The following is a 19,161-nucleotide window of genomic DNA, read 5'->3' as shown; positions in this document are numbered from 1 at the left end:
CCGCCGGCGCCCTGCCGGAAAAAGGTCCCGGGGGGGGGAGCTAGGTGCTGGCCCGCACCATGGAGGCCTTGAGGGTCTCGTCGATGGTGGCCCGGCATTCGGCGATGTGCGCCCGGGTCTCCCTCGAGAAGCCCTGCCTGCGGGCCGCGGCCGCAAGCTGCGTGCGCAGGGCCGCGAGCTCCTCCCGCGCCAGGGCGCGGGCGTCGTCGGGGGTGACCGGGCCGGATTTCAGGACCAGGGTGATGAGCTGGCGCAGGTGCTCCTTCTGGAGGCCCCGGCGGGTGGCGGTGGGCTCGACGCCCTTGCGGAGCTCCTCCCAGATGGCGGCGTGGAGGCCGTCGAAGAGTTCCGAAAGGCGGAAGACGTCCTTGTCGGCGGTCTTCTCGGGGGCGTCCAGGATGCGGGCCATGGCCCAGGGGTTGAGGACCCGCGCGAGGACCGCCTTCTGGATGGAGAGGGCCCGGGCCGACACCGAGAAGTCCGGGACGCTCCCGGTGGGGCCGTAGCCCCGGTCGAAGGGGTCCAGGGTGAGCCGGGAGACGAAGTCCGGCCTCAGCCGCAGCGCGTCCATGGTGAATACGGAATCGGTGATCAGCTTGAGCGCGGCCCGCTGCCGGGCGCCGCTCACGGGCGTCAGGGGCGTCCGGGGGGAGCCCGCGTGGTCGCGCAGGTACACCACCCCGCCCAGATACTTGGCGGCGTTGAAGGTGGCCGAGGCCATCTGGTTCAGGGCAAGGCTGGTGGTGCGGCGGAGCTGCTTGTAGTTGTCGCCGGGCTGGAAGGTGCGCTCCTGGAGCCGGCCCAGGAGCTCGTGGCTGAGGGCGATGCGCTTGCCGAGGTACGCCAGGGGGTCCTGGCCCAGGTCGAAGCGGTTGACCTCGGGGTCCATGGCGGCGCTGCCCGAGCCGGCCTCCTCGTCCGTGGCGTAGGCCAGGAGCGGGTCGGTCTCGCCCCGGGCCGCGATGCGGGCCAGGTCCGCCTTCTCCTCGGCGGGGGGCAGGACCGCGTAGGCGTATTCGATGGCCCAGAAGTCGTAGGGCCCCAGGGTGGGCATCGTGTAGTCGGCCTGGGGGTGGCCGTCCAGGGCCAGGTTGACGGGGGTGTAGTCCATGACCGAGCCCGCGATGCCGTGGGCGGAGGTGAAGGCCTTGTCCGCCAGCTGCGCCTCCGTGTAGGCGATGGAGGCCCTGAAGTTGTGCCGGAGCCCCAGGGTGTGGCCCACCTCGTGCATGACCACGCTCTTGAGGTAGGCCTGCACGAAGGCGTCCGCCCCGGGCGACCCGGGCTCCATGCCGCCCCGCGCCTCCAGGAGGTCGGCCCCGAAGGCCAGCTCGTCCCGGCCCTCGGCCAGGTAGCGGCACGCGGCCCTGCCGCCCTGGGGCACCTCCTCCCGCGAGCTCTCCCGGATGCTGCGGGCGAAGCCGTCGCCCACGGCGATGTCGGCCTCGAGGATCTCGCCCGTTCGCGGGTCCACGAGGCTGGGCCCGATGGCGAAGCCCGCGTCCACGCCCAGGAACCAGCGGATGGAGGCGTGCCGGAGGCCGTGGGCGTCCGGGTCGGCGTCCGCGGGCTGCTGGCGGACTTCCAGGGCGTCCTGGAAGCCGATGCGCTCGAAGGCCTTGTTCCATTCCAGGATCCCGGCCCGCATGGTGTCCCGGTACTTCTCGGGGATGTTGCGGTCCAGCCAGAAGACGATGGGCTGCTTCGGGCGGCTGAGCGGACTCGACGGGTCCGCCTTTTCCAGCCGCCAGCGGTTGATCAGGCGGGTCCGGGGATCCGGACGGTCGTCCTGGGAGAAGTCCCAGACGGTGGCCACGAAATGCCCCAGCCGGTCATCGGCCTCCCGGACCTTCATGGGTTCCCCGGGCAGCCTGGCGAGGGTGTACCGGAACCCCAGGAACAGGCTGCGCAGGTCCTCCAGGGTGCCCGGCAGGGGCGCGGCGGAAATCACCGGCCTGGCCATGGCGAAGTGCGCGCTGACCTGGAAGGAGGCATAGTCGGGGGAAGCCGAGGCGCTGGCGAAGGAGCTGTTGGGCAGGTCCATGGCGTAGGGCTGGCGGAAGGCGGCCTCCAGGTCCAGGGTGGCCATGGGAAGGTCTTTCAGGAAAAGGAGGTTGGCCTCCACCAGGAAGCCCTTGCCCCGCGGATCGGGCAGCGACACCACGGGGGCCGAGGCCAGCAGGCTGTCGGAGAAGCCATCAGCCACGGCGTGCGCCATGGGCGTGCCGGCCCGGGCGGTGAAGGCGGCATTGCGCGCGAGCAGCTGGAGGGTGTTGCCGATGCGCTTGAAATAGACCAGGTGGCTGTCGCCCATCATGCCGCCGTAGATGCCCCGCTCGCCCAGGCCGCTGGGGAAGGTCCAGGACAGGAAGAAGAGGGGGCCCAGCTGATCGGGCTTCAGATCGATCCAGACCTTCTCGTCCTTGCGCCAGAGCGTGAACAGGCCGTGCTGCTCCCGGGCGCCCTGCACCACGTCGGCGTAGGGCTTGAGAGGGACGGGGGCCTCCTTCGCCATGACGACCGAGATGGGGGCCTGGGGAAGCGGGGTCGGGGGCGGAGGCGGCTCGGCGGAAAAGAGGAAGGCCGAGGCTGAGACCAGGGCCAGGACAACGTGCTTCATCGAACCTCCATGGGTCAAACCTAGGGCTTTTCAGCTCCATGTCGATGACAGGAGGGGACTTCCGTTCCTTCGGCCGCTCACTTTATGACGTCTGTCCGCTCGATCCAAATTGTTAAATGATTCGGCTTTTTGATTCCATGCGCTCGCACGCCCGCCATCCGGATTGTGACGGCGACCACGACCTGACGTTGCATCAAATTATAAGCAAACAGGAACGTTGTGCGCACCCGGCGAGACCCGTCGGCCCATGGGGCAAGGTGTAAAAAAAAGGCACAACTGTCGCATCCATGTGAATTTTTCAAATGGGGCGTTGACGGAGGGCCCGGCGACCCTAAGTTTAGGACCTCGCCGGTCGGCGAGACCTTCCCAACCCCAAGCGGAGCTATGCTTCGCACGATCCAGGAGGTCCGCAATGTTGATTTCAGCTATGTTCCTTATGGCTTCCGTCCTGTCTCCGATCCCGGCCGTGCCGGGCGAGGCAACGGCCGTCGTGGAACCCTCCCCCACCGCCACGATCTGCCCGGTCTGCGGCAAGTCCATCGAACCCGGCCAGGGGACGAAGATTTCCCTCCGCGGGCGTGAATACATCGTGGACGACACGGCCTGCAGCGATCAGCTGATGACGGATCCGGACAAGTTCCTGGAACCCGACGGAACGCCGAAGAACGCCAAGAAGTAGAGCCTCGATTTCCGGCGGCCCTCCGCGAAGGGCCGCCGGGAACCGGCTTTTCTAGAGCACGAGCCGTTCCTGGTATTCCCCGAACACGGTCCTCATCGCATCGCACACCTCGCCCACCGTCGCCTCGGCCTTCACGGCGTCGAGGATCAGGGGCATGAGGTTGCCGGTGCCCTTGGAGGCGGCGGTGAGGGCTTCCAGTTTCCCGCGCACGGCGCCGTTGTCCCGTTCGGACCGGTACTGGGCCACCTGCGTGCGGCGCCGGGCGCCGAGGGCCTCGTCGACCCGCAGCAGGTCGGGCTTGGCCTCGTTCTGGATGGTGAACTTGTTCACGCCCACCACCACCTGTTCGCCGCGCTCCACGCCCTTCTGGAACTCGTAGGCGGCGTTCTGGATCTCGCGCTGGGGGATGCCCTTCTCGATGGCCGAGACCATGCCGCCGGCCTCGTCCACCTTCCTGATGAGGGCCTCGGCACGGGCTTCCAGCTCGTCGGTGAGGCTCTCGATGAGGTAGCTGCCGGCGAAGGGATCCACGGTGTCGGCGATGCGGGATTCGTAGGCCAGGATCTGCTGCGTGCGCAGCGCGATGCGGGCGCTCACCTCGGTGGGCAGGGCGAGGGCCTCGTCGCGGCTGTTGGTGTGCAGGGACTGCGTGCCGCCCAGGACGGCGGCCATGGCCTGCACGGTGGTGCGCACGATGTTGTTGTCGGGCTGCTGGGCGGTGAGGGTGGAGCCCGCGGTCTGGGTGTGGAAGCGCAGCATCTGGCTCTTGGGGTCGTCCGAGCCGAAGCGCTCCTTGATGATCTTCGCCCACATGCGCCGCGCGGCGCGGAACTTGGCGATCTCCTCGAAGAACTGGTTGTGGGCGTTGAAGAAGAAGCTGAGCCGGGGCGCGAAGTCCTCGAGCTTCAGGCCCGAGGCCAGCGCGGCCTCCACGTAGGCGATGCCGTCGGCCAGGGTGAAGGCGATCTCCTGGGCCGCGGTGCAGCCCGCCTCGCGGATGTGGTACCCGGAAATCGAAATGGTGTTCCAGTTGGGCACGTTCGAAGCGCAGAACTCGAAGATGTTCGTGATGAGCCGGATGCTGGGGCGGGGCGGGTAGATGTAGGTGCCCCGGGCCATGTACTCCTTGAGGATGTCGTTCTGGATGGTGCCGCTGACCTGGCTCCAGGAGGCGCCCTGCTCCTCCGCCACGGCCAGGTAGAGGGCCAGCAGCACCGAGGCCGGGCCGTTGATGGTCATGCTGGTGCTCACCTTGTCCAGGGGGATGTTCTGGAAGAGCACGCGCATGTCGCGGATGGAGCAGATGCTCACGCCCACCTTGCCCACCTCGCCCATGGCCATCTCGTGGTCCGGGTCCATGCCGATCTGCGTGGGCAGGTCGAAGGCCACGGAGAGGCCCGTCTGGCCCTGCTCCAGGAGGTAGCGGTAGCGCTTGTTGGATTCCTCCGCGGTGCCGAAGCCCGCGTACTGGCGCATGGTCCAGAGGCGGCCCCGGTAGCCGGTGGGCTGCACGTGGCGGGTGAAGGGGTACCGCCCGGGGCGGCCCAGATCCTTCAGGGGATCCAGGTTCTCGACGTCGGCGGGCGTGTAGCTGTTCTTGAGGGGAATGCCGGAGCTGGTCTCGAACTTCGGGGACCGCAGCTTGGACGGATCCTCCTTCACTTCCAGGTTCTCGCGCACCTGTCGAAGGTAGTCGGGCTGGTACATGCGGCCTCCAAGGTTTGGCCCAGGGTACCAGAGGACGCTGCGTGTTTGGGTCACAGTGCTCTAGACTGGGTGGAAAGGTGAAGCCATGCCCATCCACGCCCTCCCCCCTCCTCCCGCCATCCAGGTCCTGCTGGGGGCGGAGGTGTGGTCCGGCGACGGGGCGTCCCGCCCCGGTCAGGCCGTGGCCCTTCGCGGAGGCCGGATCCTGGCCGCCGGTCCCAGCGCCGAGGTGCTCCAGAAATACCCCGCGGCCCGCAGGATCGAGCTGCCCGGAGGCACCCTCCTGCCGGGCTTCATCGAAGGCCACGCCCACGTGCTGGGGCTGGGTCTCATGGATCAGCAGGCGGACCTCGCCTCCGTGCCGAGCCTGGCGGCCGCGCTGGAGCGGGTGCGCGCCTGGGCCGCCCAGCGCAAGGGCTGGGTCGAGGGCCGGGGCTGGGACCAGAACCTTTGGCCCACCAGGACCTTCCCCACCGCGAAGGACCTGGACGCCGTCACGGGCGACCGGCCCGCGGCCCTGGAGCGGGTGGACGGCCACGCCCTCTGGGTCAATTCCGCGGCGCTGAAGGCCGCCGGCATCACCCGCGCCACGCCGGATCCCCAGGGCGGCAGCATCCTCCGGGACGCCGCGGGCGAACCCACCGGCATCCTCGTGGACGGCGCCGCGGACCTGATCGCCAAGGTCCGCCCCGCCCCCTCCCCCGCGGCCGTGGAGGCCGCGCTGGCCGTGGGCCTGGACCGCCTGCGCAGGCTGGGCTTCACCTCCGTCGCGGACATGGGCGTGGACCGCGCGACCCTGGAGGCCTACCGCCGCCTGGCCAAGGCCGGCAAGCTCCCCATCCGCGTCTTCGCGTACCTCTCCCACGACATGAAGCTCATGCTCCAGGAACTGCGCCGGGCGCGGAGCCCCAAGACCGCCTTCCTGCAGGTGCAGGGCGTCAAGTTCTACCTCGACGGGGCCCTGGGCAGCCGCGGCGCCCGGCTCCTGGAGCCCTACGCCGACGCGCCCACCACGGGCATCTGGACCACCGATCCCGTGAGGGTGGCCGCGGACGTGAAGGCCACCGTGCGCGCCGGTTACCAGCCCGCCATCCACGCCATCGGCGACGCCGCCAACCGCAAGGCCCTGGACATTTTCGCGAAGCTTCCCCGCCGGCCGGCCCTGCCCCCGCGCATCGAGCACGCCCAGATCGTCACCGCCGAGGACGCGGCCCGCTTCGGTCCCCTGGGCGTGGTGGCGAGCATCCAGCCCGTCCACTGCACCGACGACCACGCCTGGACCCCCGCACGCCTGGGTCCCGCCCGGGTGGACGAGGCCTTCCCCTGGCGCACCTTCCTGCAAGGCGGCGCGCTCCTGGCCCTGGGCAGCGACGCGCCCGTGGCCGACGCCAATCCTTTCGTGGGCATCGTTTCCGCGGAAACCCGGCAGGACGCGGCCCTGGATCCGCCCGGAGGCTTCCTCCCCGCCCAGCGCCTCACCCGGGCGGAGGCGGTGCGGGGCTACACCAGCGGCAACGCCCGCGCCCTGGGGCACGCCGACCTGGGCGTCATCCAGGCGGGGGCCACCGCGGACCTGATCTGGGTGCAGGCGCCGCTGATGACCCTCACGCCCGCCGAGGTGCGCAAGCTGAAACCCGGCCGCCTCTGGGTGAACGGAACCGAGCTGACGGAGAAGCCATGAAGCGACCCCTCCCCCTCCTCGCCCCTTCCATCCTGTCGGCGGATTTCGCCCGGCTGGCGGAGAGCCTCCAGGTGCTCGGCGACCGGTGCGTCGTGCACGTGGACGTCATGGACGGCCGCTTCGTGCCGAACATCACGCTGGGCATGCCCGTGGTGGCCGCGCTGCGCAGGGAGACGAGGCTGCCCCTGGACTGCCACCTGATGATCGTGGAACCCGCGAAGTACGCCCTGGAGTTCGTGAAGGCCGGCGCGGACTGGGTCTCCATCCACCAGGAGGCGGACCCCCACGCCCATCGCACCCTCACCGCCATCCGCGAGGCCGGCGCCAAGGCCGGCATCGTCCTCAACCCCGGCACGCCCGTGGAGACGCTCACGGACCTGGTGGGGGTCTTCGATTTCGTGCTCCTCATGAGCGTGAATCCCGGATTCGGGGGGCAGTCGTTCATCCCCCGGGTGCTGGACAAGGTGCGGCGCCTCGATGCGCTCAGGAAGGAACGCGACGCGTCCTTCTTCATCCAGGTGGACGGGGGCGTGGGCCCCGGCAACGCCGGCGCCCTGGTGGCCGCGGGCGCGGATGTCCTGGTGGCCGGCAACGCCGTTTTCAAGGCTGCCGACCCCCGGGCGGCTATCTCCAGCCTCCTGAGTGCTATGGATATCTAATTTGATAAATCTCTTAAAAATATTGAAATAATCCAAGATCGGACAGATAAAGACCTATGCTTTGGTGTGGTCAGGCGCGGCGAGGGTAGGCATCCATGCCTTATGGGTGAAGCGACTCTTGATACTATTTGCCGATGGCTAGTACCCAGGAAGGCCCAGTAGGCTGAACGCATGTTCGATACGGGTGCACACCTAAGGAAAGTCAGGAAAAAATACAACCTGACGCTGGATCAGCTTGCAGGCAGGAGCGGAATCGACCGGGGCACCATCAGCCGGATCGAACTGGGCCATGTGTCCCCACGCATCGACACCATCGACTGCCTCTGCAGGGCCATGAACACCACCCTGCCGGAATTCTTCGGCCACGGGGACCTGTGGACGGGCGCCCCGGACGCCGCACCCCAGGCGGGACCCGTCCGGGACTTCCGGGCGGGCGCCGAGACCTCCAACCCGGAGGCCGACCTCTACTGGCCCGTGCCCAAGGCCATGTGGCAGAGCCTCGTGGATGTGGTGGAGCGCTTCGAGGCGCTCCTCGCCCACAGCAGCGAACTGGTGCTCGTCCTGGACTCCCAGGGCCGGATCATCTACCTTTCCCCCGGCGGGGAGAACCTCCTGGGGCACAAGCGCGCCGAGGTGCTGGGCCTGTCGGTGCTCGACATCATCCACGCCGACGACCGCCTCCGCTTCCAGGCTGCCCTGCTGGGCGAGGGCCCCGGGTCGGCGACCTCCCGGAACTTCCGGCTGCGGCACAGAAACGGCGAATGGCTCGCCTTCGAGTGCACCCTCACGGACCACCTCAAGAGCCCCTCCATCCGGGCGAAGATCGTGAACGCGGCCCTGGCCTGACCACCCAACACGGCCGCCCGCGGTTGAGGCAGAATGAAGGACTCCGGTTCGCGTCGCCGCCGGCCTGGTTGGAGTCCCGATGCACATGTCCGATGCCCTCGTCTCCCCGTTCGTGGGCGCGGCGTTCTGGGCGGTATCGGGTACGGCCCTCTATCGCAGCGGCCAGGGGACGTCCCGGGGGACGGCCGTCTCGGTCCCCCTCACCGGGGTGCTGGGCGCCTTCACCTTCGCCATCCAGATGGTCAACTTCTCCATCCCGGGCACCGGCTCCAGCGGGCACCTGGGCGGGGGACTCCTGCTGGCCATCCTCCTGGGGCCCCAGGCCGCCTTCCTGACGCTCGCCTCGGTGCTCCTGGTCCAGGCGCTCTTCTTCGCGGACGGCGGCCTCCTGGCGCTGGGGTGCAACCTGTTCAACATGGGTTTCATCCCGGCCTTCATCGCCTACCCCCTGCTCTACCGTCCGCTCGCGGGTCGGGCCCGTGGGGCCGCCACCTTCCTGGCGGCCCTGGCGGCCCTGGGGCTGGGCGCCGGGGCGGTGGCGCTGGAGACGCGCCTCTCCGGCATCTCGTCCCTTCCCTTCCGTACCTTCCTGGCGGCCTTGGTGCCCATCCACCTGGTCATCGGCCTGGTGGAGGGCGCCGCCACGGTGGCGGTGGTGCGGTTCCTCCGCCACGCGCGGCCGGAACTGGTGGAAGGCGAGCCTGGGGGAGGCTGGAAGGCCGCGGCCCTGGTGGGCCTCCTGGCCCTGTTCACGGGCGGTTGCCTCTCCTGGGCCGCCTCGCGCTACCCCGACGGCCTGGAGCGGGCCGTGGCCCGGGTGGCCGGGGGCGAGCCCCGCGCCGCGCAGGATCCTCTGCACCGGGCCTCCGCCCGGGCCCGGGAAGCGGCCCCCATGCCCGACTACGCCCTCAAGGGACGGGGGGAGCCCTCCCGGGCCCAGACGTCCCTGGCGGGGCTCCTGGGCGGCGCGGCGACCCTCGCGCTGGTGGCGCTGGCCGCCCTGGGCCTCAAGGCCCTGCGGAAGCCCGCGTGACCGGCCTCGCGTCCCTCCTCCACTTCGGCACCCTCGACGACCTCGCCCAGGGCGACAGTGCCGTGCACCGCCTGGACCCCCGGGCCAAGCTCTTGGCCACGGGCCTGTTCATCGTCACGGTGGCCTCCTTCGGGCGGTACGAGGTGGCGGCCCTGGTGCCCTTCGCCCTCTTTCCCGCCGCGCTCATGGCCCTGGGCGGCATCCCGGCCGGCTTCATCGGGAGGCGGATGCTGGCGGCCCTGCCCTTCGTGCTGCTCCTGGGGGCCCTCAACCCCGTGCTGGACCGCGCGCCCCTGATCACCCTGGGTCCCGTGGCGGTGTCGGGGGGCTGGGTGTCCTTCGCCTCGATCCTCCTGCGCTTCGCCCTCACCGTGGGCGCGGCGCTGGTGCTGGTGGCCACCACCAGCATGGACGGCGTATGCCTGGGCCTGGAGCGCCTGGGGGCGCCGCGGGCCTTCGCGCAGCAGGTGGCCTTCCTCCACCGCTACGCCTTCGTCCTGGGCTCGGAGACATTGCGCATCCACCGCGCCAGGACCCTGCGGGCCTTCGGGAGGAAGCTCGCCCCGGGCGAGTTCGCCACCCTGGCCGGGCACCTCCTGCTGCGGGCCTGGGACCGGGCCCGGCGCATCCACATGGCCATGCTCAGCCGGGGCTTCACCGGCCACTTCCCGGAACCCCGGCCCCTGGCCTGGAAGGCGCGCGACCTCCTGTTCACCGTCCTGTGCGCCGCGTCCTTCGCCGCGCTGAGGTTCTGGAACCTGCCGCGGATCCTCGGCGACCTGCTCACCGGAGGCGCGGCATGACGCGGCCCATCATCGAGGCGGCGGACCTCCGCTACCGCTACCCCGACGGCACCGAGGCCCTGCGCGGCGTCACGTTCCGGGTCCTGCCGGGCGAGTCGGTGGCCCTGGTGGGCGCCAACGGCGCGGGCAAGTCCACCCTGCTCCAGCACCTCATCGGCACGGTGTTCCCCTCGAGCGGCGCGCTCGAGGTGGGAGGCCACCCCGTCGATCCGGCCCATCTCCCGGAGCTGCGCCGGCGCGTGGGCATGGTCTTCCACGATCCCGACGACCAGCTCTTCATGCCCACCGTGGCCCAGGACGTGGCCTTCGGCCCCCAGAACCTGGGCCTGGCGCCCGCCGAGGTGGAGGCGCGGGTGCGTGCGGCCCTGGAGACCGTGGACGCCCTGGCGCTTGCGAAGAAGCCCCCCTACCGTCTGTCGTCGGGCGAGAAGCGCCGCGTGGCCATCGCCACCGCCCTGGCCATGGAGCCCGAGATCCTCGTCATGGACGAGCCCACCTCGGGCCTGGACCCCCGCAGCCGGCGCCACCTGGCCGAGCTCCTGAAGGTCTTCGGCCACACCATGGTCATCGCCACCCACGACCTGGACCTGGTCATGGACCTCTGCCCGCGCACCCTGGTGATCCACGAGGGGACCCTCATGGCCGACGGGCCCACCCGGGAGATCTTCCGGGACGAGCGGCTCCTGGCCACCTGCCGGCTGGAGAAGCCCCTTTCCATGCAGGGCTGCCCGATTTGCGGAGCGTCTTGATCTGCGTCAAGGTCCGGCCCTAGGAACCACCTCATGCTTGGGCGACCGGATCCCCGGAACCCGAGGTGGAGATGCTCGCCCTGTTGGAGTTGGAACTTCGGCCCCTGGCGCGGGCGACCCTGGCCACCGTGGCCCTGGCCGGCCTGGTCGCCCTGGGCAACGGCGGAGGCCGCTGGCTGGATCCGGCCCTCCTGGGCTACCTCATCGCCTCGCTCTTCGCGTGCTTCGGCGTGGCCTACCGGTACTTCACCTGGCTGGAGCGGCCCGCCACGGGCATGTACTGGCGCTGGACCCTGCGCACCCTCCTGACGCCCCGCGTGCTGCTGCGCCTGCCCTTGATCCTGCTGGACCAGCTGTTCCTGCAGCGTTTCATCGGCAAGCGCTCCATCAGGCGCTGGGGCGCCCACGCCCTGCTGGCCTGGGGATGCCTCCTGGCCTTCTCCGTCACCTTCCCCCTGGTCTTCGGGTGGGTGCGCTTCACCAGCGACGGGCCCAATGCGGACCGCTACCAGGCCTGGGTCCTGGGCCTGCCGGCGGGGAGCTTCCCCCTGGGGGGGTTCGCCGCCTTCGCCGCCTTCCACATCCTGGACCTGGCCGCCGTCATGGTCATCACCGGCTGCGTCCTGGCCTTCGTGCGCCGCAGCCGGGACGAGGGCGACACGGCCACCCAGCGCTTCGACCTGGACATCCTGCCCCTGCTCCTGCTCATCGCCGTCTCCGTCACCGGGCTCCTGCTCACCGCCTCCGAGACCTGGCTCCAGGGCCGCAACTTCGGGACCCTGGCGTACCTGCATGAGATGACCGTCATCCTCATGCTCCTGAGCCTGCCCTTCGGCAAGCTCTTCCACATCGTCCAGCGCCCCGCCCAGGCCGGCGTGAAGCTCTACAAGGCCGAAGGGGACGCCCTCGGCCTCCTGCCCTGCAGGGCCTGCGCCACGCCCTTCATCCGCCCCAACCAGCACCGGGACCTGCGCGTGCTATGGAAGGAGCTGGGCCTGGAAGCCGGCGCGCACCACCTCGACCTGTGCCCCCGCTGCAGGCGGCGCCTGGTGATGAAGGCCCAGAGCCTGCGCCTGGGCGGCGCCTTCGATCCCTTCGCGGACACGCCGGTGCCCGTGGAACCCCTGGAGAGCTGACCATGGCCCATCTGCCCACCGACGCCAGCCGCCTCCGGGCCGAATTCGGCCCCCACCTCAACACGGCCCCTCCCGGCGGCTGGGACGCGGACCTCCGCCCCGAGAGGATCGTGGAGACCCACTGCTGCTTCTGCGGCCAGCAGTGCGGCATCAAGCTCAAGGTCGCCGGCAACAAGGTGGTGGGCTTCGACCCCTGGGAGGAGTTCCCCTTCAACAAGGGCAAGCTCTGCCCCAAGGGCGTCAAGCGCTACCTGCAGGGGGCCCACCCCGACCGGCTCCTGCACGCCATGAAGCGCACGGATTCGGGCTTCGTGCCCATGGGCTGGGACGAGGCCATGGAGCGCACCGTCACGGAGATCACGCGCATCCAGGAGACGTACGGCAAGGACGCCTTCGCCATGCTCAGCGGCGTGAGCCTCACCAACGAGAAGAGCTACCTCGCCGGCAAGTTCGCGCGCCTGGGCCTGGGCACCCGGAACCTCGACTACAACGGCCGCCTGTGCATGGTGAGCGCCGGCGCCGGCAACAAGAAGGCCTTCGGCGTGGACCGGGCGGCCAACTCCTGGGAGGACATCCCCCTGGCCGACGTGATCTGGGTCTCCGGGGCCAACGTGGCCGAGTGCGCGCCCATCACCACCGACTACATCTGGCGGGCCCGGGACCGCGGGGCCAGGCTCATCGTGGTGGACCCCCGCATCACGCCCCTGGCCCGCACCGCCGACCTGGCCCTGCCCCTCAGGCCCGGCACCGACTCGGCGCTGACCAACGGCATCCTCCACCTCCTGGACAAATGGAACCTCGTGGACCGCGACTTCGTGCGGGACCACACCAGCGGCTTCGAGGCGGCCCTGGAGGCGGCGAGGGACTGCACCCCCGAGTGGACCAGCGCCGTCACCGGCCTGCCCGCGGCCGCCATCGAGAAGGCCGCGCGCATGTGGGGCGAGGCCGCCACCAGCTTCCTCCTCCACGCCCGCGGCATCGAGCACCAGTCCAAGGGCGTGGAGAACGTCAACTCCTGCATCAACATCGTCCTGGCCACGGGGCGCATCGGCCGGCCCGGGTGCGGCTACGCCACGATCACGGGCCAGGGCAACGGCCAGGGCGGCCGCGAGCACGGCCACAAGTGCGACCAGCTCCCCGGCAATAGGGACATCGAGAACCCCGGGCACCGCGCCCACATCTGCGGCGTGTGGGGCTGCACGGACGAGGAGCTCCCCCGCAAGGGCCTCAGCGCCCAGGAGATCATGAACGAGATCCACGAGGGCGGCATCAAGGGCCTCCTCTGCCTGTGCTTCAACCCCGTGGTCAGCCTGCCGGACTCCACCTTCACCCGGGAGGCCCTGGAGAAGCTGGAGTTCTTCGTGTCCCTGGACTTCTTCCTGTCCGAGACCGCCCAGCACGCCGACATCGTCTTCCCCTCGGCCCTCCACGAGGAGGACGACGGCACCTCCACCAGCGCCGAGGGCCGCGTCATCCGCATCCGCAAGGCCGTGGAGCCCCCCGGGGACGCCCGCACGGACTGGGAGATCATGGTGGAACTGGCCCGCCGCCTGGGGAAGGGGAAGTTCTTCGACCACTTCACGTCCCCCGAGGCGATCTTCCAGGAGCTGCGCAGGGCCTCCTCGGGCGGCACCGCGGACTACGGCGGCATCACCTACGAAAAGATCGAGAAGCAGATGGGCGTCTTCTGGCCCTGCCCCACCGAGGACCACCCCGGCACCCCGCGCCTGTTCGAAGGGGGGAGGTTCTTCCACCCCGACGGCCGCGCGAAGTTCATCCCCACGCCCTGGCGGCCCCCCATGGAGGTGGTGGACGCGGAGTACCCCGTGTGGCTCACCACGGGCCGGGTGGTCTTCCACTACCTCTCGGGCACCCAGACCCGGCGCATCGGGTTCCTGGTGGAACAGTGCCCCCACCCCTACGTGGAGATCCACCCCCGCCTTGCAAGGAATCTCGGCATCGCCGAAGGCGACGCGGTCTCGGTCGCCACCCGCCGGGGCGAACTGGTGCTGCCCGCCAAGCTCGTCACCACCATCCGTCCGGACACCGTCTTCATCCCCTACCACTGGCCCGGGAACCTGGGCGCCAACCGCCTCACGGCCCGGAACCTGGACCCCGTGAGCCGGATCCCCGAATTCAAGGTGAGCGCCTGCCGCCTCGCGCGCACCACGCCGGACCGCTTCCCGCCCGAGCTCCTGGAGCTCATGGCCGCCGGAAAGGGGGCGTGATGGTCAGCGAGGAGTTCGGCTTCTTCATCGACCCCCAGCGCTGCATCGGCTGCCGGTCCTGCGTGGCGGCCTGCGCGGAGTGCGGCACCCACCGCGGCGTCTCCATGATCCACCTGGACGAGCTGGACCGCCTGGCCTCCACCCAGACCGGGCCCACCGTGTGCATGCACTGCGAGGACCCCATCTGCGCCATGAGCTGCCCCGCCGACGCCATCAAGCGCACCGAGGACGGCGTGGTGCACGCCAGCCAGAAGCCCCGGTGCGTCGCGTGCCAGAACTGCGAGCTGAGCTGCCCCTTCGGCGTGCCCATCGTGCTGCCCGGCCTGGAGCAGATGCTCAAGTGCGACCTGTGCTACGACCGGAGCTCCGTCGGCCTGAAACCCATGTGCGCCACCGTGTGTCCCAGCCAGGCCCTGCTCTTCGTGCCGAAGCACGAGGTGGCCGCCCTGCGCGGCTCGAAGCCCCTGCGGGAGTTCCGGATCGGCGCCCTGACGATCCGCACCCGCAACGCGATCATGGTGCCCGACCCGGAGATCCCCCTGAACCTGGATGCCTCGATCCTCATCGAAGGAGACCTCTGATGGCCGGCTGGAAATCGCTTTTCCCCGTGGATCTGGCCGAGGAGGGACGGCTCTCCCGGCGGGAGTTCGCGCGGTTCCTGGCCCTGGTGAGCGCCGGCTTCACCGGCGGCATCGGCTACCTGGGCCTCCGGAAGAAGCCTTTGGACGGCGCCCCCGCCGCCCCCGCCGACGCCCCCCGGGAGCTCCGCCTCTGCCGCGCCGACGACGTGGCCCCCGGCAACAGCTACCTGTTCACCTACCGCGACCCCCAGGACCGCTGCATCCTCGTGCGCACCCCCGGGGACCAGTGGCGCGCCTACCGCCAGACCTGCACCCACCTGGGCTGCGCCGTGCGCTGGGACGGCAAGGGCCTGGAGTGCCCCTGCCACAACGGCCGCTTCGAGGTTGTACAGGGCTTCCCCACCGCGGGCCCTCCGACCCGACCTCTGTCCCGCCTGCACGTGGAACTGCGCGACGGCGACATCTGGGTCGTGGGGGACCTGCCCAAGCCCGGAGAAGGGAGCCCCGCATGAACCGCTCCGTCTTCACGGGCGCCGCGCTGGCCGTGGTGCTGCTGATCGTGCTGATCCAGACCTATCTTTTCGAGACCGTCCTGGGCGCCGTCCTGGACGGCCAGCGGGGGATGCTGGCCGGGGCCTTCATCGTGTCCCTCCTGTTGACCGCCGTGGCGCTCGTGTTGGCCTTCAAGGCGAAAGACCTGGACAACAGGAATTGATCTTTTCCCGGCCTCCTCGGCGAGGGGAAAAAAGGAATTCATTCAAGGAGTCTTCATGCCCAAGATCACCTCGTGGAACCCCGAGGACCCCGCCGCCTGGGAGTCCGGGCAGAAGGCCGTCGCCTGGCGGAACCTCGCGGTCTCCATCCCGGCCCTCCTCGTGGCCTTCTCCGTGTGGATGTTCTGGTCCATCCTCGCGGTGCGCATGCGGGACGCGGGGTTCCCGTTCCCGCCCGCGCAGCTCTTCACGCTCATCAGCATCGCGGGGCTGGCGGGTGCCACGCTGCGCATTCCCAGCGCGTTCCTGGTGCCGCTGGCGGGGGGCCGGAACACCGTCGCCATCACCACGGCCCTCCTGATCGTTCCGGCCCTGGGAGCCGGGCTGGCGCTGCGGGACACCCACACGCCCTTCTCGACCTTCGCCGTCCTGGCCACCCTCTCGGGCATCGGCGGGGGGAACTTCGCCTCCAGCATGGCCAACATCCCGGGATTCTTCCCCAAGCGCCTGGCGGGAACGGCCCTGGGGCTCAACGGCGGGCTGGGGAACCTGGGGGTCAGCGTCATGCAGGTGGCGATCCCCGCGGTCATCGGCGTGGGGCTCTTCGGTTCCCTGGGCGGCAAGGCGCCCCTCTACCTGGCCAACGGCGCCCTGGTGTGGGTGCCCGTGCTGGCCCTGCTCTCCGTGCTGGCGTGGGTGTTCATGGACAACCTGCCGGGACAGGACGCCGAGCCCCTCGGGCCCGCGGTCCTCAAGATCCTGGGCCTCCACGCGCTGGGGCTGGCGGTCTCGGCCGCGGGCGTGGCGCTGCTGCTGTCGTTCAGGCTGGGCCTGGCGGCCCAGGTGGGCGTGCTGCTGGGGACCATCCTGGCCTCCCTGGGGCTGCTCAAGCTCATCCCCGGGCGCGTCAGCGAACGGCTCGCCTCCCAGTTCCTGATGTTCCGCAAGCCCGACACCTGGGGGCTCACGGTCCTCTACCTGGGCACGTTCGGCAGCTTCATCGGGTTCAGCGGCGCCCTGCCCCTGCTCATCAACGTGGTCTTCGGGCGCCTTCCGGGCGGCATGGTGAACACCCACGCGCCCCGCGCCATGGCCTACGCCTGGCTGGGCCCCCTGGTGGGCAGCCTCTTCCGGCCCGTGGGGGGCTGGCTCGCCGACAGATGGAAGGGCAGCCACGTGGCCCAGCTCTCCTTCGCGCTCATGGGCGTCGGCGCCCTGGGCGTGGCGCACTTCGTCGTGCGGGCCCAGGGGGCGCCGGCGCCCGAGGCCTTCTTCCCCCCCTTCCTGGGGCTGTTCCTCCTCCTCTTCGTGGCCACGGGACTGGGCAACGGGGCCGTCTTCCAGATGGCGCCCCAGGTCACGGCCCCGGGCATGGCGGCCCCCACGGTGGGGTGGATCTCGGCGGTGGCGGCCTACGGCAGCTTCCTGGTTCCTGCCATTTTCAAGATCCAGGTGGACGCGGGCACGCCCCAGCGCGCCCTGCACCTGTTCACCGCCTTCTACGCGGGCTGCATCATTCTCAACGCCTGGAGATACGCAAGGCGGCAGGAAATGGGCATAATGGCAGGCACCCCCAGGGCGTAGTCCGTCCGGGGAGCCCGAACTGCCCGGAGCAAGCCCATGACAACCCTGAACAAGCGCCTGGTGGAGGCCCCCTACCCCGTCGTGGGCCTCACGGGGGGCATCGCCGCCGGCAAGACCTACGCCTCCAAGCGCCTGAAGGTCCTGGGCTGGGAGATCATCAACGCCGACCAGGTGGCCCGCGAGGTGGTGGAACCGGGCACCCCGGGCCTGGCCGCCCTGGTGCAGGCGTTCGGCTCCGGCATCCTCGGCGAAGCCGGCACCCTGGACCGGGAGCGGATGGCCACCCTGGTGTTCTCCGACCCCGCCAACCGGGAGCGCCTGGAGGCCATCCTCCACCCGCTCATCGAGACGCGTCTCGCCGACAAGCTCCGCGCGCTGCCCACCACGATCAAGGGCGTGGTCCTGGACGCGGCCCTCTGGGTCGAGCGCGGCCAGGCCCACATCTTCGACGCCCTGTGGGTGGTGGACGCCCCCGAGGAGATCCGCCTCAAGCGCCTCATGGAGCGCGACGGCCTGGACACCGCGAGGGCCATGGACCGCATCTACGCCCAGAGCGCGGGCGCCGAGAAGCTGCTGCACGCCGACCAGGTCTTCCACAACGACGGCCGCGACCTGGACGAGTCCCTGCACAAGGCCGAGGAGAACCTCCTGGCCCACTGGAAGACCTCCCGGAGCCGGAAGTGGCGCCCGCCCATGACCGCCCCCTTCGACGCCGAGCAGCTCCGCGCCACCCTCGAGACCCTGCTCAGCCGGGGCGGCGACTACGGCGAGGTCTTCGTGGAGCACCGCCGCGCCTGCGGCCTGGGCATGGACGACGGCCGCATGGAGGACGTGGCCGCCGGGGAGACCTTCGGCGTGGGCCTTCGGCTCATGGACGGGGAGACCACCCGGTTCGCCGACCTCATCGCCCCCACCGCCGCGGAGCTCCTGGACGCGGCCCGCACCCTGGCCGCCCCCGGCGCCGGGGTGGCGGCCTCCATCCCCGAGCTCGCGCCCCAGCTCCTTCCCAAGCCCAGCCCCATCGAGCGCGAACCCGCCGCGGTGCCGCTGCCCGAGAAGGTCGACCTGGTGCGCCGGGCCGAGTACCTCGCCCGGCGGCGCGCGGAGACCCTCCGGCCCGGCGCCCTGCGCCAGGTGGCCGTGGGCTACGGCGACAGCACCCAGAGCGTCTGGATCGCCTCCGCCGAGCGCGTGGACGGCGCCTGGACCGCCACCCTCACCGAGGACCGCCGCATCCAGAGCGTGCTGCGCGTGAACGTCACCGCGGGCGCGGGCGAGCTGCTCCAGACCGGGTACCAGGCCCTGGGCCAGACCCGGGGCTTCGAGCTGTTCCATTCCCAGGAGGTGGAGCGCACGGTGCACGAGGCGGTGCGCCTGGCCATCCAGGCCCTGGACGCCCTGCCCGCCCCGGCGGGCACCTTCCCCGTGATCCTCTCCTCCAGCGCCGGCGGCACCATGATCCACGAGGCCTGCGGCCACGGGCTCGAGGCCGACCTGGCCCTGGCCGGGGTTAGCGCGTTCTCCGGCAAGCTGGGGCAGAAGGTGGCCGCCGACTTCGTCACGATCATCGACGACGGCACCCTGCCCCACAAGCGCGGGTCCTCGGCCTGCGACGACGAGGGCCGCGCCGCCCAGCGGGTCGTGCTCATCGAGAACGGCGTGCTCAAGTCCTACCTCCAGTCCCGCAAGACCGCCCGCAGGATGGGCGTGGAGCCCACGGGCAACGGCCGGCGCGAGAGCTACCGCCACATCCCCATCCCCCGCATGCGCAACACCTTCCTGGCTCCTGGCCAGGAGGACCCGGCGGCGATCCTCAAGGACCTGGACCGGGGCCTCCTCGTCAAGCACATGGGCGGGGGCCAGGTGGACACCGTCACCGGCAACTTCGTCTTCCAGGTCACCGAGGGCTACTGGGTGGAGGGGGGCGTCGTCAAGCACCCGGTGCGCAACGCCACCCTCACGGGATGCGGGCCCACGGTGCTCAAGGAGATCACCCGCATCGGACGGGACCTGGACCACTTCGACATCGGCACCTGCGGCAAGGACGGCCAGGGGGTTCCCGTTTCGGACGCCCTGCCCACCATCCTCTGCCCCGCCCTCGTGGTGGGCGGGACGGCGGAACCCCTCCCCAGCGTCATCTAG

Annotated in this window: 16 protein-coding genes; 14 read left to right on the top strand and 2 right to left on the bottom strand. The window is 70.5% G+C overall.

What is annotated here, in order from left to right; genetic code table 11:
- Positions 1 to 40: 40 nt before the first annotated feature.
- The gene (locus RAH40_RS02570) at positions 41 to 2,620 is read right to left on the bottom strand and encodes a zinc-dependent metalloprotease (RefSeq protein WP_306600506.1); all 2,580 of its coding nucleotides are present in this window, start codon (positions 2,618 to 2,620) and stop codon (positions 41 to 43) included.
- Between the two features lie 412 nt (positions 2,621 to 3,032).
- On the opposite strand from RAH40_RS02570, the gene RAH40_RS02565 reads away from it, so the two are divergent.
- Entirely contained in the window at positions 3,033 to 3,299 is a 267-nt protein-coding gene (locus tag RAH40_RS02565; RefSeq protein WP_306600505.1) for a hypothetical protein, read from the top strand.
- A gap of 51 nt (positions 3,300 to 3,350) precedes the next feature.
- Here RAH40_RS02565 and RAH40_RS02560 read toward each other — a convergent pair whose 3' ends face one another.
- Complete coding sequence (locus RAH40_RS02560; protein ID WP_306600504.1) at positions 3,351 to 5,006, bottom strand: methylmalonyl-CoA mutase; 1,656 nt, start codon at positions 5,004 to 5,006, stop codon at positions 3,351 to 3,353.
- 85 nt (positions 5,007 to 5,091) lie between these two features.
- Between RAH40_RS02560 and RAH40_RS02555 the strand changes: the two genes are divergently transcribed.
- From RAH40_RS02555 to coaE, 13 genes are all read left to right on the top strand, one after another.
- The gene (locus RAH40_RS02555; protein ID WP_306600503.1) at positions 5,092 to 6,687 is read left to right on the top strand and encodes an amidohydrolase; all 1,596 of its coding nucleotides are present in this window, start codon (positions 5,092 to 5,094) and stop codon (positions 6,685 to 6,687) included.
- Positions 6,684 to 7,346: a ribulose-phosphate 3-epimerase gene (gene rpe / locus RAH40_RS02550; RefSeq protein ID WP_306600502.1), complete on the top strand. Its 663-nt coding sequence runs from the start codon at positions 6,684 to 6,686 to the stop codon at positions 7,344 to 7,346. The genes RAH40_RS02555 and rpe overlap by 4 nt, the downstream gene beginning before the upstream one ends.
- A gap of 171 nt (positions 7,347 to 7,517) precedes the next feature.
- Positions 7,518 to 8,192, top strand: coding sequence for a PAS domain S-box protein (locus tag RAH40_RS02545; protein ID WP_306600501.1), 675 nt, complete (start codon positions 7,518 to 7,520; stop codon positions 8,190 to 8,192).
- A gap of 79 nt (positions 8,193 to 8,271) precedes the next feature.
- Complete coding sequence (locus RAH40_RS02540; RefSeq protein WP_306600500.1) at positions 8,272 to 9,225, top strand: energy-coupling factor ABC transporter permease; 954 nt, start codon at positions 8,272 to 8,274, stop codon at positions 9,223 to 9,225.
- Entirely contained in the window at positions 9,222 to 10,028 is an 807-nt protein-coding gene (cbiQ, locus tag RAH40_RS02535; protein ID WP_306600499.1) for a cobalt ECF transporter T component CbiQ, read from the top strand. Before RAH40_RS02540 ends, cbiQ begins: the two co-directional genes overlap by 4 nt.
- Positions 10,025 to 10,777: an energy-coupling factor ABC transporter ATP-binding protein gene (locus RAH40_RS02530; RefSeq protein WP_306600498.1), complete on the top strand. Its 753-nt coding sequence runs from the start codon at positions 10,025 to 10,027 to the stop codon at positions 10,775 to 10,777. Before cbiQ ends, RAH40_RS02530 begins: the two co-directional genes overlap by 4 nt.
- Before the next feature lie 71 nt (positions 10,778 to 10,848).
- Positions 10,849 to 11,913, top strand: coding sequence for a hypothetical protein (locus RAH40_RS02525; RefSeq protein WP_306600497.1), 1,065 nt, complete (start codon positions 10,849 to 10,851; stop codon positions 11,911 to 11,913).
- Positions 11,914 to 11,915: 2 nt separating this feature from the next.
- Complete coding sequence (locus RAH40_RS02520) at positions 11,916 to 14,141, top strand: molybdopterin oxidoreductase family protein (protein WP_306600496.1); 2,226 nt, start codon at positions 11,916 to 11,918, stop codon at positions 14,139 to 14,141.
- Positions 14,141 to 14,722 carry a 4Fe-4S dicluster domain-containing protein gene (locus RAH40_RS02515; protein WP_306600495.1) on the top strand — a complete coding sequence of 194 codons (582 nt, stop codon included), beginning with the start codon at positions 14,141 to 14,143 and terminating at the stop codon, positions 14,720 to 14,722. Before RAH40_RS02520 ends, RAH40_RS02515 begins: the two co-directional genes overlap by 1 nt.
- Entirely contained in the window at positions 14,722 to 15,234 is a 513-nt protein-coding gene (locus tag RAH40_RS02510; protein ID WP_306600494.1) for a ubiquinol-cytochrome c reductase iron-sulfur subunit, read from the top strand. Before RAH40_RS02515 ends, RAH40_RS02510 begins: the two co-directional genes overlap by 1 nt.
- Entirely contained in the window at positions 15,231 to 15,437 is a 207-nt protein-coding gene (locus RAH40_RS02505) for a DUF6755 family protein (RefSeq protein ID WP_306600493.1), read from the top strand. The genes RAH40_RS02510 and RAH40_RS02505 overlap by 4 nt, the downstream gene beginning before the upstream one ends.
- Before the next feature lie 55 nt (positions 15,438 to 15,492).
- On the top strand, positions 15,493 to 17,019 hold the full coding sequence (locus RAH40_RS02500; protein ID WP_306600492.1) for an MFS transporter: 1,527 nt from the start codon (positions 15,493 to 15,495) through the stop codon (positions 17,017 to 17,019).
- A 36-nt stretch (positions 17,020 to 17,055) separates the two neighbouring features.
- Positions 17,056 to 19,161, top strand: a complete 2,106-nt coding sequence (gene coaE, locus RAH40_RS02495) for a dephospho-CoA kinase (protein WP_306600491.1) — start codon at positions 17,056 to 17,058, stop codon at positions 19,159 to 19,161.

Origin of the sequence: Geothrix sp. 21YS21S-2, assembly GCF_030846775.1 — a bacterium.
Classification (GTDB): Bacteria; Acidobacteriota; Holophagae; order Holophagales; family Holophagaceae; genus Mesoterricola.
Note: the sequence above shows the minus strand (reverse complement) of the source record. Positions and strands in the feature narration are given on the sequence as shown.

Excerpts from the sequence above, each read along its gene's own strand:
- RAH40_RS02510 (WP_306600494.1), top strand. The coding sequence starts at position 14,722 with ATGGCCGGCTGGAAATCGCTTTTCCCCGTGGATCTGGCCGAGGAGGGA.
- RAH40_RS02520 (WP_306600496.1), top strand. The coding sequence starts at position 11,916 with ATGGCCCATCTGCCCACCGACGCCAGCCGCCTCCGGGCCGAATTCGGC.
- RAH40_RS02560 (WP_306600504.1), bottom strand. The coding sequence starts at position 5,006 with ATGTACCAGCCCGACTACCTTCGACAGGTGCGCGAGAACCTGGAAGTG.
- RAH40_RS02515 (WP_306600495.1), top strand. The coding sequence starts at position 14,141 with ATGGTCAGCGAGGAGTTCGGCTTCTTCATCGACCCCCAGCGCTGCATC.
- RAH40_RS02525 (WP_306600497.1), top strand. The coding sequence starts at position 10,849 with ATGCTCGCCCTGTTGGAGTTGGAACTTCGGCCCCTGGCGCGGGCGACC.
- RAH40_RS02570 (WP_306600506.1), bottom strand. The coding sequence starts at position 2,620 with ATGAAGCACGTTGTCCTGGCCCTGGTCTCAGCCTCGGCCTTCCTCTTT.
- RAH40_RS02540 (WP_306600500.1), top strand. The coding sequence starts at position 8,272 with ATGCACATGTCCGATGCCCTCGTCTCCCCGTTCGTGGGCGCGGCGTTC.
- RAH40_RS02500 (WP_306600492.1), top strand. The coding sequence starts at position 15,493 with ATGCCCAAGATCACCTCGTGGAACCCCGAGGACCCCGCCGCCTGGGAG.
- RAH40_RS02530 (WP_306600498.1), top strand. The coding sequence starts at position 10,025 with ATGACGCGGCCCATCATCGAGGCGGCGGACCTCCGCTACCGCTACCCC.
- rpe (WP_306600502.1), top strand. The coding sequence starts at position 6,684 with ATGAAGCGACCCCTCCCCCTCCTCGCCCCTTCCATCCTGTCGGCGGAT.
- RAH40_RS02545 (WP_306600501.1), top strand. The coding sequence starts at position 7,518 with ATGTTCGATACGGGTGCACACCTAAGGAAAGTCAGGAAAAAATACAAC.
- RAH40_RS02565 (WP_306600505.1), top strand. The coding sequence starts at position 3,033 with ATGTTGATTTCAGCTATGTTCCTTATGGCTTCCGTCCTGTCTCCGATC.
- coaE (WP_306600491.1), top strand. The coding sequence starts at position 17,056 with ATGACAACCCTGAACAAGCGCCTGGTGGAGGCCCCCTACCCCGTCGTG.
- RAH40_RS02505 (WP_306600493.1), top strand. The coding sequence starts at position 15,231 with ATGAACCGCTCCGTCTTCACGGGCGCCGCGCTGGCCGTGGTGCTGCTG.
- RAH40_RS02555 (WP_306600503.1), top strand. The coding sequence starts at position 5,092 with ATGCCCATCCACGCCCTCCCCCCTCCTCCCGCCATCCAGGTCCTGCTG.